The 12,490-nt window shown below is 67.7% G+C and carries 12 protein-coding genes; 7 read left to right on the top strand and 5 right to left on the bottom strand.

The genetic code is table 11. The annotated features are described in order from the left end of the window. From NP511_RS12355 to NP511_RS12370, 4 genes are all read right to left on the bottom strand, one after another. Window positions 1-1,842 (bottom strand): site-2 protease family protein, encoded by a 1,842-nt coding sequence (locus NP511_RS12355; protein WP_049965725.1) that lies wholly within the window; start codon window positions 1,840-1,842, stop codon window positions 1-3. A 44-nt stretch (window positions 1,843-1,886) separates the two neighbouring features. Continuing rightward, window positions 1,887-3,599, bottom strand: coding sequence for a lysine--tRNA ligase (gene lysS / locus NP511_RS12360; protein ID WP_049965726.1), 1,713 nt, complete (start codon window positions 3,597-3,599; stop codon window positions 1,887-1,889). Next, complete coding sequence (pyrH, locus tag NP511_RS12365) at window positions 3,596-4,321, bottom strand: UMP kinase (protein ID WP_006647940.1); 726 nt, start codon at window positions 4,319-4,321, stop codon at window positions 3,596-3,598. The genes lysS and pyrH overlap by 4 nt, the downstream gene beginning before the upstream one ends. A 187-nt stretch (window positions 4,322-4,508) precedes the next feature. Beyond that, window positions 4,509-5,534, bottom strand: a complete 1,026-nt coding sequence (locus NP511_RS12370; RefSeq protein ID WP_049965727.1) for a CapA family protein — start codon at window positions 5,532-5,534, stop codon at window positions 4,509-4,511. Window positions 5,535-5,672: 138 nt separating this feature from the next. On the opposite strand from NP511_RS12370, the gene NP511_RS12375 reads away from it, so the two are divergent. The 3 genes from NP511_RS12375 (at window position 5,673) to NP511_RS12385 (ending at window position 8,417) form a co-directional block, all read left to right on the top strand. Continuing rightward, the gene (locus NP511_RS12375; RefSeq protein ID WP_049965728.1) at window positions 5,673-6,509 is read left to right on the top strand and encodes a molybdopterin synthase; all 837 of its coding nucleotides are present in this window, start codon (window positions 5,673-5,675) and stop codon (window positions 6,507-6,509) included. 256 nt (window positions 6,510-6,765) lie between these two features. Then, window positions 6,766-7,005, top strand: a complete 240-nt coding sequence (locus NP511_RS12380; RefSeq protein WP_006180229.1) for a DUF7123 family protein — start codon at window positions 6,766-6,768, stop codon at window positions 7,003-7,005. Window positions 7,006-7,253: 248 nt separating this feature from the next. Continuing rightward, a complete protein-coding gene (locus NP511_RS12385) occupies window positions 7,254-8,417 on the top strand; it encodes a site-2 protease family protein (RefSeq protein ID WP_049966882.1) in 1,164 nt (387 codons plus the stop codon). 24 nt (window positions 8,418-8,441) lie between these two features. On the opposite strand, the gene thiL is transcribed toward NP511_RS12385, so the two are convergent. Next, on the bottom strand, window positions 8,442-9,320 hold the full coding sequence (gene thiL, locus NP511_RS12390; protein WP_049965729.1) for a thiamine-phosphate kinase: 879 nt from the start codon (window positions 9,318-9,320) through the stop codon (window positions 8,442-8,444). A 96-nt stretch (window positions 9,321-9,416) separates the two neighbouring features. On the opposite strand from thiL, the gene NP511_RS12395 reads away from it, so the two are divergent. From NP511_RS12395 to hisS, 4 genes are all read left to right on the top strand, one after another. Continuing rightward, window positions 9,417-9,872 (top strand): 30S ribosomal protein S19e, encoded by a 456-nt coding sequence (locus tag NP511_RS12395; protein ID WP_006180226.1) that lies wholly within the window; start codon window positions 9,417-9,419, stop codon window positions 9,870-9,872. A gap of 105 nt (window positions 9,873-9,977) precedes the next feature. Further along, complete coding sequence (locus NP511_RS12400; RefSeq protein WP_006180225.1) at window positions 9,978-10,328, top strand: DNA-binding protein; 351 nt, start codon at window positions 9,978-9,980, stop codon at window positions 10,326-10,328. Then, the gene (locus NP511_RS12405; RefSeq protein ID WP_006180224.1) at window positions 10,328-10,918 is read left to right on the top strand and encodes an alpha hydrolase; all 591 of its coding nucleotides are present in this window, start codon (window positions 10,328-10,330) and stop codon (window positions 10,916-10,918) included. The genes NP511_RS12400 and NP511_RS12405 overlap by 1 nt, the downstream gene beginning before the upstream one ends. 272 nt (window positions 10,919-11,190) lie before the next feature. Continuing rightward, entirely contained in the window at window positions 11,191-12,489 is a 1,299-nt protein-coding gene (gene hisS / locus NP511_RS12410) for a histidine--tRNA ligase (RefSeq protein WP_049965730.1), read from the top strand. Window position 12,490 lies beyond the last annotated feature (1 nt).

Here is a 12,490-nt window from a genome sequence, read left to right on the forward strand (position 1 = left end):
CTACCCCGAGACCAACTGCGGCCCGAACAGCAACAGGAGGAAGCTCACGAGCATCGTCACGCCGACCGTCGTCGTCACGACCCGGACCATCCCACGGGTCGCCTCGATCGGGAGCCGCGAGATGATCGCCTCGGTACTCGTCCGGAGGATGTGGCCACCGTCCAGCGGGAACGCCGGAATGCAGTTGAAAAAGCCAAGCTGGAGGTTGATCCAGCCGGTCCAGAACAGCAGATTCGCCAGCAGGAAGACGGTCCCGTCGCCGAACGCGCCCAGGAGCCCCTGTGCCTCGTAGAAGTTCTGAATCCCGCCGGTGAAGCCGGCGAAGTTGAACGGCAGCGCGCCGCTGACGCCCATCACCGGCAGTAGGATTGCCAGCCCCACCTTCCCGAGGAACGTGTCGGTAATCGGTCCGAACCGCGTGTCGCCATCGCCGCCGAGCAGCCCCAGGTACTCGTCGGCGGGATAGAGCTGGACCCCGATGTCGCTGACCGCCACGCCGGACGTTCCCTGGTACGGCTGAATGCCGAGGAACCCGCTGTCGGATCGCGGATGCTCGTCGAGGGTCACCTCGTAGCTTCCCCGTTCGTCGCCGATGTAGCCCGCGACCGCGACCTCCTGTCCGGGCTCGGTGTCCTCGAGCAGGTCGGCCAACTCCGCGTAGCTGTGGACGCGTTCGCCATCGAACCGGGTGATGACCATCGTCTCGTCGGTCGGTCCGGTCTCGGCCTCGAGCGGTTCGTCTTCGACGACCGAGACGGCGGCTCCGACGGTCACCTCGCGCTCGATTCGGTCGCCGCCGTCGGCGGGATCGATCGTCAGGTTCACGCGCTCGTTCTCGCCGACGGCGTCGAAGAAGCCGCGTTCGGTCGCGATCGTTTGCCCGTCGACGGCGCGGATCTCGTCGCCGGTCGAGAGGCCGGTCGGGCCGTCGTCGATCGCCGCGGTCACGAGCAGGGATCGGTCGACGGTCTCCGTCTCCTCGCCGTTGAGTTCGATCGCGATCTGCTCGCCGCTTGTCGCCTCGAGGCGGTCCGCGAGGTCGTCGTTGCCCTCGACGGCGGTGCCGTTGATCGCCGTGATGCGGTCGTTGGGTTCGATCCCGGCGTCGGCGGCGGGGGAGTCGGATGCGACGCCGCCGACGGCGGCACCGGAGGCGACCCCGATCGAGCCGACGACGGGGCCGAAAAGCAGGGCGAAGGCAAGCAGCGTGATCGCGAAGTTGTTCGTGACGCCGGCGGCGAACATCCGGGTCTGGCCGCCGCGGGAGGCAGACTTGCTGCTCTCCTGATCGGGCTCGACGAACGCGCTGACCGGCAGGACGGCAAGCATCGCGATCCCCATCGAGTCGATGTCGATGTCCTCGACGCGACAGAGCAGGCCGTGGCCGCCCTCGTGGACGACGAGGCCGACGAGCAGCCCGAAGACGATCCCGGGCGTGGCAGACAGCGGGAGGAAGTCGTTGACGCCGGGAATCACGAGGACGTTTCGCGGCTGTCGAACGGCGGATGTCGCCATCTCCGGCGTCGAGAGCGCGGTGATCGCCGCCTGCAGGAGGAACACGAACATCCCGATCATCACGACCAGCGCGATGCCGACGCCGAGGTTCGACCACGCCCGCCAGAACCGTTTGGGGCGAGCGAGGCGGTCGAGGAGGGCACGACCGCGTTTGGTATGGAGGGTGAGGATCGGTCCCTGCGTGCCGACGTAGTCCGGCAGCCGGCCCGCGTTTCGCAGGCCGACGATCGCGGCCCAGTAGCAGAGGAGACCGATCAGGACCCACGTGAGGAGTTCGGAGCCGTATATTGCAGGGGGCGAGACGAAACCGAGGGAACCGTGATCCATCGGTACTATCTCGGGCGGGCGTTCTCAAATGGCTTTTGTCTGTCCTAGCGCTCCCGCCGGAGCCGCGCGACGACGAACTCCCGGTCGACCTTCGCGAGGAACGGACCGAGCTTCGGCCCCTGGTCCTCGTCGAAGAACAGCCGGTACCCCGCCGCGAAGAAGTCGCCGACATCGACGTCGTGGCGCTTTGCGGTCTCGTAGATCTCGCCCTGGATCTCGTCGGGCTCGTGGCCCGCTTCGATGAAGTCGGCCAACTCCGCCAGCGCGTCCTCGGTCGCCGCGTCGAAGTCGTGGTCCGGGATCGCCGTCCGTTTGAGTTCGTAGTCGAACTCGTTGCCGGTACGCCGTGCCCAGTTGCGGGCCTGCTCGACCCGATCCAGGGCTTCCTCGACGGCCCACTCGGGCGCATCGTCGGGAATGTGGCCTTCTTTGCGAGCGACGTCCTCGCGCAGGTCGGGATCGTCGAACATCCCGAGTACCGCGGCGAAGGTGTAGGGCAGCCGGATTCGCTCCTCGCGGGGCTCTTCGACAATGAAGGGGTAGACCCGCTCGGCGAATGCCCGCTCGTCCTCGTCGGCCTCGATCTCGCCGAAGTAGATCGCCTCGAGCCGGTCGAACTCGTCGACCAGCTGGTCGAGGTGTTCGATGCTGAAGTCGCGTGCCTTCACGGGATCCTTCACGAAGAAGTACCGCAGGACTTCGGGCTCGAGCAGTTCCAAGACGTCCGAGACGAGAATGACGTTGCCGGCCGAGGAGGAGAAGGGCTCGCCGTCGAGGGTAAACCACTCGTAGACCATCGGCACAGGGGGCTCGATTTCGAGGACGTTGCGGGCGACGTCTTGGCCACTCGGCCACGAGCCTTCGGCGTGGTCCTTTCCGAAGGGCTCGAAGTCGACGCCCAGCAGCTGCCACTGGCCGGGCCACTCGAAGCGCCACGGGAGCTTCCCCTCCCGCAGCGTGGCGGTACCCTCGTGGCCGCAGCCGTCGATCGTCTGGTCGCCGGCCTCCATGTCGGTACAGCGGTAGTCGACGGTCGGTTCGTCACCGGCCAGATCGACGCTCGTCACCGTCTCGGTGACTTTCCCACACGCCTCGCAGATCGGGTTGAAGGGGACGTAGTCGCCGTCCGCGTCGACTTTGTCCTGGTACGTCGAGAGGACCTCGCTCGCCCGCTCGCGGTGTTCGAGGACGAACCGGGTCACGGCCTCGAACTCGCCGGACTCGTACAGCTCGGTGTTCGAGACCAGTTCGATCGGGACGTCGAGTGCGTCGGCGCTGTCTTGGATGATCGTCGCGAAGTGGTCGCCGTAGGAGTCACAGCAGCCGAAGGGGTCCGGGATATCGGTGTAGGGCGCGCCGAGGTTCCGGCCGAGCGCGCCGGCGTCGACCTCGCCGAGATCGACGAGGTTGCCCTCGAGGTCACAGAGGGTCCGGGGCAGCCCCCGGAGCGGGTCGCGGTCGTCGGCGGTGAAGACCTGTCGGACCTCGTGGCCGCGGTCCCGAAGCACCTCGGCGACGAAGTAGCCCCGCATGATCTCGTTGACGTTGCCCAGATGAGGAACGCCGGACGGTGAGATGCCGCCTTTGACGACGATCGGCTCGTCGGGATCGCGCGCTTCGATGCGGTCCGCGACCGTGTCGGCCCAGAACGCGTGGCGCGTCTCGCTTGCCTCCTCGCTCTGGAGCGTGTAGGGACTGATCGCGTCCGACGCCGCCGCGTCGCCGGTCTCCTCGTCGGCGTCGCCGTCGGCACTCATTGCTCGTCGGCCGCCCAGTAGGTCGGTTCCGCGCCGGCACCGTCGGGGACGATGTCGGTCCCCTCGTGATCGCCGTCCCGAACGGCGCGGGCGATCCGGTCCGGGTCGGTGCCGTCGAGGACGATCGTCCGCATCCCCGAGCGCTCGATGATCTTCGCCGCCAGCAGGTCTACGGGCGCGGAGGCACCGGCGTTCATCTCGAGGCCGGCGATGGCGTCGACCAGTTCCGTCGCGGAGAGCCGATCGTGTTTGGTCGCGTCATCGTCCTCGTTGGGGTCGGCGCTGTAGACACCGGGGACGCTCGTGGCGTAGATCAGCAGATCGGCGTCGATGTACTCCGCGAGGGCGGCCCCGACCGCGTCGGTCGTCTGGGCCGGCGCGACCCCGCCCATGATACAGATGTCGTCCCGGCGAAGCGCCTCGCTTGCCTCCTCGTAGTCAAGTGCGGGCGCTGTCACCGACTCTTCGCTGAGTGCGGCGATGAGCAGGCGTGCGTTGAGTCGGGTAACGTCGATCCCGAGCTGGTCGAGTTCGATCTCGTTGGCCCCGAGGTCGCGAGCGGCTCCGATGTATTCGCGGGCGACGCCGCCACCCCCGACGACGGCCCCGATCCGACAGCCTTCGCTGATGAGATCCTCGATGACGGCGGCGTGCTCGGCCACCCGATCCGCGCCCGGCTCGGGGACGAGTACGCTCCCGCCGATGGAGACGACCACTTTCATACTACCCCGGTGTAGCGGAGTTGCTATCTTAAGGGTTGTCAACTGCCCGGACGGCGTGGTGACACACCGCTCGAGCCGGTCGCCGACGCCGGCGGCCGTCGCGACTCATACGGAGTATTGTCACTGTTTACCGGTGTACCCGCAGGACGGTCGCGGGTACACCGGTATTGACTGACAGGAAACCGTCTCACCCCTCGAGCGACAGGACGAGCCCGTCGCCCTCGCGCTCGAACTCGGTCCCGAACGGGGCGGACAACTCGCGCATCCGATCCCGGGCCCACGCGGCCGCGTCCGGACTCGCCTCGTGGACCGCACAGCCGTCGATCTCGGTGGGAGACAATCGGAGGTCGCGGAGCCGGCCCTCGGGCGTCGCACGCAGGACGAACAGGAAACTGCGGTCGTTGCGCAACTCCTCGTCGACCCTGTAATCGTCGACGAAATCGCCCGTATCGTAACAGATCGGCGTCCCCTCGTAGACCTCGATTCCCTGCAAGACGTGGGCGCTGTGGCCGTGGACGAAGTCGACGCCCGCCTCGGCCAGCCAGCGGCCGAACTCGCGGAAGGCGTCCGGCGGTTCCGTCACCATGTTCGGCCCCCAGTGCAGCGAGGCCACCACCAGATCGGGGTCCGTTTCGCGCGCCCGCTCGAGGGCGTCCCGGACGAGCCGTCGCGTCTCCGGATCGTCGGCGTCTATCTCGACCCGGGCCGTTCCCGGCGAGTCCGCGTCGGCGGCGTATTCGGGCGTGTTGTCGGTCACCGAGACGACCGCGAGGTCGAGCCCGTTTCCAACCTCGCCGTTCGCCCCGGGGTCGGAGATGGTCAGTACTGCCGGCTCGAGCGCCTCGTCGAGCGTCTCCCCCGCACCCGTGCGGCCGATCCCGGCGTCGTCGAGCGCGGCGAGCGTGTCCCGTAACGCCGTCTCCTCGTAGTCGAGGACGTGGTTGTTCGCCAGCGCACAGACGTCGACACCCGCGCGCTCGAGGGCCGGAATCGCCCAGTCGGGGTCGGCCCGAAAGTGAAACGGACGGTGAGTGCGCTGCCACTCCCGGCCCCGCGTCGAGAGGACGCACTCGAGGTTGCACACCAGCCCGTCCAGTCCGCGGAGCCGCTCGAGGGTGGTTCCCCAGACCGCGTCGACCGAGCGGCTCCGCTGGCGCTCGTCGACGAGCCGCCCGAGCATGACGTCACCGGTGAAGCCGATTCGGAGCGCCATACGGACCGTTCGCGATCGAGACCCAAAATTCCGGACCAGCGTTCGACGGCTCGAGGCTCCGTGTCCGGACCGCGATGACCCCCCGGCCGCGGGGATTTCGTCGACAGCTACAAAGCCCGACCTGCCCACAGTCTAGCCATGCACGTACTCGGTGTTCGAGACGCGGGAGCCGACGGCGACGCGCTCGAGGCGGTCGTCGACCGGACCGTCGACCGGCTCTCCGAGCGGGGGCGAGTCGGGGTCGTCAGATACGACGCGACGATCGCCGACGGGACGCAGGTGCGCGAGTCGGCGACGCGCGGCGGCGACGTCACCTACGACCTCGGCGTCGACGGCGACTGGACCGCTTCGGGGACGGGGATGGGCGTCCGCGACGCCCTCGACCGGCTGGCGACCGACTGCGAGTACGCGGTCGTCGTCGGCGTCCCCTCGCTGCAGTACCCCTCGGTCCTCGTCGGCGGCGACGAGTCCGACCGCGAGGCCGCCGGCGAGGTGCTGGCGACCGTCGAGGGGCCCGCCGGTCTCGACCTCGCGGCGCTGGTCGACGACCTCGAGGCGGCCGAGCCCCACCGGACCCTCGAGTCGCTGGTGGCCCGAGTCAAGGGATCGTCGGCGGCCGACCGCGCGGGCGCGATCGCGACGTTTACCGGCCGCGTCCGAGCGAAAGACAGTGCGGACGACGCGCGCACGCAGTACCTCGAGTTCGAGAAGTACGAGGGCGTCGCCGACGAGCGCTTGGCCGCCCTCGAGGCCGACCTCGAGTCGCGGGACGGCGTCTTCGCGGTCGAACTCTACCACCGAACCGGGATCGTCGAGGACGGCGAGGACATCGTGTTCGTCGTCGTGCTGGCCGGTCACCGCGGGGAGGCGTTCCGGACCGTCGAGGACGGGATCAACCGGTTGAAAGACGAAGTCCCGCTGTTCAAGAAGGAGGTCACGGTCGAGGACGAGTTCTGGGTCCACGAGCGATCGTGATCGTTCCCGTCGTTCACCGACCGGGCTGAACGGGCGAAACGGTCGGGAAAGACGACATTGAACTCACCATGTCTATCGAGCCGAAGATAATATGTTAGAATCGGTTTTAAAACGTCTAACGGGATCTGAGCGGCTCGATAATAGTTCTATTACCGAACATAAAACGTCTATTACCCTCCGGATAGCTGAACACAATCGAAACGGGGCTAACCAACCCTTCTTTATAACGGGTCGCCGCCACAAGGGAGAATCGTCGATGAGTACGACAGCCCAACCCTCCACGGAAAGCAAGGAACGCCGCCTGAAACGCTACCTGCGCGAACGTGCCGAAGACGGCGAGCTGTACTTCAAAGGCAAGTTCATCGCGGACGACGTCGGGATGTCGCCCAAAGAGATCGGCGCGTTGATGGTCAAGCTCTCCGACTCGGTCAGCGACCTCGAGATCGAGAAGTGGTCGTACACGAGCGCGACGACGTGGCGTGTCGCTCCCGCGTAACGCCGTACCGACGCTCGACCGGTCCGCCCGTCCCCGCAGTCCGCTCCCGCGTGCCGACGCGCCACCGACGCTATCCGGCACGACGTTCCGAACACGTTGACGCGTTTACCGACGACGCGGTTCGTACTCGTTTTCCCGCCGACAGCCATATCCCTATCCGCTCGCCGATAGCCACGTCCAACCCACGAGAAACGGACTCGGCTGCCGACGACAGTCGTTTTATACGGCCCCAAGTCGAACCACGGATGATGGACGACGGCGACCGGTCCGGCTTCGACGGCACGGAACGTGACGGCCGTTCCCCCGCGGACGGACCGCCGATCGATCGGATCGAGTCGGTGTTTGCAGTCTACGAAGTCCGGCGCGAGGACGATCAGATAGTGTACTACGGCGACCCGCTGACCCACCCCGAGCGGGTCATGCGCGACCTCTGGCCGGCGTTCAACGACCGGGGCTACGACCTCGAGTTCGAACGCCGCCACGGCGAGTACGTTCTCGTCGCCGAGCCGGCGACCCGCGGCATCGACGGGATCCCCTGGACGAACGTCGTGCTGTTGCTGGCGACGGTCGCCTCAACGCTGTTCGTCGGCTCGTGGTGGTGGTATCCGGCGCTCGACCCGTTCGCGAACCCGACCGATCTCCTCCACGCGTGGCCGTTCTCGCTGGCGATCCTCGGCGTTCTCATGGTTCACGAGATGGGCCATTACGTCATGAGTCGGTACCACCGGGTCGAGGCCTCGCTGCCCTACTTCATTCCGATCCCGACGCTCATCGGGACGATGGGCGCAGTCATCAGGATGAAAGGCCGGATGCCCGACCGGAAGGCGCTGTTCGATATCGGCGTGGCCGGGCCGCTCGCGGGGCTGGTCGCGACGGTCGTCGTGAGCGTGATCGGGCTCCACCTGCCGCCCGTGACCGTCGATCCGGCGCTGCTCCAGAACCCCGACGCGGTCCGGATCGAACTCGGGTACCCCCCGCTGCTCGAGTTGCTCGCGGCGGCGTTCGACCAGCCGCTGTATCGTGACGACCCGACGACGGGCGTGAACCCGGTCGTCATCGGCGCGTGGGTCGGGATGTTCGTCACGTTTCTGAACCTGATCCCGGTCGGCCAACTCGACGGCGGCCACATTTTGCGGGCGATGACCGGCGAGTTCCACGACACCGTGGCCGCGCTCGTCCCCGGCGCGCTGTTCGTTCTTGCTGGCTATCTCTACTACGTCCAGGAGTACACGATGAACGCGGTCTCGGTCTGGATCATCTGGGGGCTGCTGACGACGGTGTTCGCGTCGGCGGGGGCAGCGACGCCGATCCGGGACGACCGCCTCGGTACCGGCCGGACCGTCCTCGGCGTCGTCACGTTCGGGCTCGGCTTGCTCTGTTTCATGCCGGTTCCGGTGATGGTCATCGGCTGAGCCGTCGCCGTCAGTCGCCGGCGCCTACCCGTGCGTGTAACCCCGGTCCGCCAGCCGTTCGCCGTCCATACTGATCCCGTGGTCGCGCTCCCGAACCGTCCCGAGGACCGACAGCGGGACGTCGGTCGCCGACCGGACCGCCGACAGCGCGTCCGCGGGGACGGTCGCGACGAGTTCGAAGTCCTCGCCGAAGGTCGTCGCGCGCTCGAGCGCGTCGTCGTCGCCGTCGGCGATCTCGCGGACGGCGTCGTCGATCGGCACGCGGTCGGACTCGATCGCGAACCCGCAGTCGCTGGCCTCGGCCAGCTGATGCAGCGAGCGGGCCAGCCCGTCGCTCGAGTCCATCATCGCCGTCGCGTGCGGGGCGAGCGCCCGTCCGGCGGCGATCCGCGGCTCGAACCGAAAGAGTTCGTTCGCCCGCTCGGCGTGGCCCCGACCGAACAGTTCGAGCGCGGCTGCGCTGCGGCCGAGGGTGCCGGTCACGCAGACGCGGTCGCCGGGGCGGGCCCCCGACCGGCGGACGGGATCGTCGGCGCGGCCGATCGCGGTCGTCGCCGTCGTGAACTCGTCGTGGCCGTCGAGGTCGCCGCCGACGTATTCGGCGTCGACGTGGTCGCAGATTTCGCTCGCGCCACGAACGAAGGCGAGCAGTTCGTCCCGTTCGAAGGTTGGTGCGGCGTAGGCTGCGACCGCGGCCGTCGCCTCGGCACCCATCGCGGCGACGTCCGACAGCGACGCGCCGATAGCGCGCCAGCCGGCGGTATACCGGGTCGTCCCGTCCGGAAAGTCGGTTCGATCGTGCAGCATGTCCGTCGTCACGACCAGTCCGTCGACGACGGCCGCGTCGTCGCCGGCCGCCGCGAGTTCCCCCTCGAGCAGTCGGAGGGCGGCGCGTTCGTCCATACCCCCCGTTTCGACTCGAGGGCGAAAAGCGGTCCGGGCCGGCCGGATCGGCACGATACGATGGTCTTAAATGCCGCGGACGGAAATCACACGCCAATGGCTACGATGTACGACGTTCCGGCGGACGACCTCATCGAGGCGCTCGCCGACGATCTCGCGGACCGACTCGAGGAACCGGACTGGGGCAAATTCGCCAAGAGCGGCGTCGCCAACGAACTGCCGCCCGAGCAGGACGACTTCTGGGCCACCCGCGCGGCCAGCCTCCTGCGCAAGGTCGCCGACCGCGGCCCGATCGGCGTCGAGCGACTCTCGACGGAGTACGGCGGCGCGAAGGGCGGCTCGAACCGCTATCAGGTCGCGCCCGCGAAGCGAACCGACGGCTCGAAGAACCTCATCCGGACCATCCTCCAGCAGCTCGAGGAGGAAGACCTCGTCGAGACCGCCGAGGGTGAGGGTCGTCGTATCACTGCCGACGGCCGGAGTCTGCTCGACGAGACCGCCGACGAGGTCCTCGAGGAACTCGACCGCCCGGAACTCGAGCGCTACGCCTGATCGCGAAACGCCGTTGAACCGTTTTCGTGCCGCTTGCAGCGCCCAGAGTCCTCCCTCCGTCGTCCGTAATCATTTTCCCGCCTGCCGGACAAGTACGGGATAACGATGAGTGGCTCACCGGACGAGGAGAAACTCGAGGAGCTCCGACAGAAGAAAATGGAGCAGCTACAGGACCGGGCCGAGGCCCAACAGGGCGAGGGCGGTCAGGAGGCGGCCCAGCAGCAGGCCGAAGCCCAGAAGAAGGCCGTGTTGCGCCAGCACCTGACCGACGACGCCCGCAAGCGGCTCAACACCGTCAAGATGAGCAAGCCCCAGTTCGGCGAGCAGGTCGAGCGCCAGGTCATCAGCCTCGCCCGTAGCGGCCGCATTCAGGGGAAGATCGACGACGACAAGATGAAACAGCTCCTCAAGGAGCTGAAACCCGACTCCCAGAGCTTCGACATCCAGCGCCGGTGATGGAGCTCGGACTGCTCTACAGCGGCGGCAAGGACTCGACGCTGGCCGCACTCTTGCTCGAGGAGTTCTACGACGTGACGCTACTGACGGCCCACTTCGGGATCAGCGACGACTGGCAACACGCCCGCGAGACGGCCGAGTCCGCGGGCTTTGCCTTCGAACGCCTCGAGTGTGATCCCGACGTCGCCCGCGAAGCCGTCGATCGCATCCGCGAGGACGGGTTCCCGCGAAACGGCATCCAGCACGTCCACCAGCATGCCTTGGAGCGACTGGCGACACGGGAGTTCGACGCCATCGCCGACGGCACCCGCCGGGACGACCGCGTGCCGACCGTCTCGCGGGCACAGGCCCAGAGCCTCGAGGACCGCCATGACATCGATTACATTGCCCCGCTGTCGGGCTTCGGTCGCTCGGCCGTCGACCGGCTCGTCGACGACCGACTGGACGTGACGGTCGGTCCGAGCGAGGAGATCGATCGGGCCGACTACGAGGCGGAACTCCGGGCGCTCATCGCCGAGGAGGAGGGGCGGGCGGCGATCGCGGACTACTTCCCCGATCACGATCAGACGTACGTGACGAACGTCCGCTGACGACGGTGTCGCTCCGGTCCCTACCCGCCGCGCGCGAACTCGAACCGGGCCCCGCCGGCCTCGCTTTCGGTAATCGTCACCTGCCAGCCGTGGGCGTCGGCGACGCGTTGCACAGTCGGTGTCGGGTGCAGGTCGACATCGATCGACGGGATGGGCTTGGAACGGGACTGGTGGAACGAAGGGAAGCAGCGCCGACGCAAACGGGTGGCGACCGCGAGCGCCGCGGGAGCGGAACGAAAGGATAGAAGTTCGGCGTCCCCGAACGGATATCCATGTACGACCGGATCAAGGGCTTTCGTGACTTCTACCCCGGCGAGATGGCCGCCAGACGGGAGGCCATCGACGTGCTGGAGGACACTGCCCGCGAGTACGGCTTTCGCGAGATCGGGACGCCGGCGCTGGAACGCGCCGAGATGTGGACGGACAAGAGCGGCGACGACATCGTCGACGAACTCTACGCCTTCGAGGATCAGAGCGGTCGCCACGTCACGCTGACGCCGGAGCTGACGCCGACCGTCGCCCGGATGGTCGTCGCGAAACAGCAGGAACTCTCGAAGCCGATCAAGTGGGTCTCTACGCGGCCGTTCTGGCGCTACGAGCAGGTCCAGCAGGGCCGCTACCGCGAGTTCTACCAGACCAACGTCGACATCTTCGGCTCGTCGGAGCCGACGGCCGACGCCGAGATCCTTGCGTGGGCCGCCGACGCCCTGACCGGGCTGGGGCTGACCGGCGACCACTTCGAGTTCCGGATCTCCCACCGGGACATCCTCGGGGGCGTCCTCGAGAGCTACGATACCGAGGTCGACACCGAGGCGGCGATCCGCGCGGTCGACAAATCGGACAAGCTCTCGCGGGCGGAGTACCACGACCTGCTGATCGGTGCCGGGCTCTCGGCGGATCAGGCCGCCGAGTTCGGCGACCTCATCGCGGGCGGCGACCTCGAGGAAGTCGAGGCGTTCGCGGGGACCGAGCGTGTGACCGCAGCGGTCGAGAACCTACAGAACGTACTGGACGCGGCCGAGGACTTCGGTGCCCGGGAGTACTGTACGATCTCGCTCGAGACGGCCCGCGGGCTGGACTACTACACGGGCGTCGTCTTCGAGTGTTTCGACTCGGCAGGCGAGGTGTCGCGGTCGATCTTCGGGGGCGGGCGCTACGACGACCTCATCGAGAGCTTCGGCGGCCAGCCGACGCCGGCGGTCGGCGTCGCGCCGGGCCACGCGACGCTCGCGTTGCTCTGCCAACGGGCCGGCGTCTGGCCCGAAGAAGACGTGACGACCGACTACTACGTCCTCCAGATCGGAGACACGCGCGCCGAAGCGGCCCGGATCGTCGGCGAACTGCGCGATCGTGGCCACGTCGTCGAGACGGACATCGCGGGCCGGTCGTTCGGTGCCCAACTGGACTACGCCGACTCGATCAACGCCGAGACGGTCGTCATCGTCGGCGAACAGGACCTCGAGAACGACGAGGTGACGATCAAGGATATGGAATCGGGTGACCAGACGCAGGTCCCCGTCGACGAGTTCCCCGGCGACCGCGAGCGACCGACGTTCGAGGACCTCGCCTGAC

This window comes from Natrinema thermotolerans (assembly GCF_031165565.1).
GTDB lineage: Archaea > Halobacteriota > Halobacteria > Halobacteriales > Natrialbaceae > Natrinema > Natrinema thermotolerans.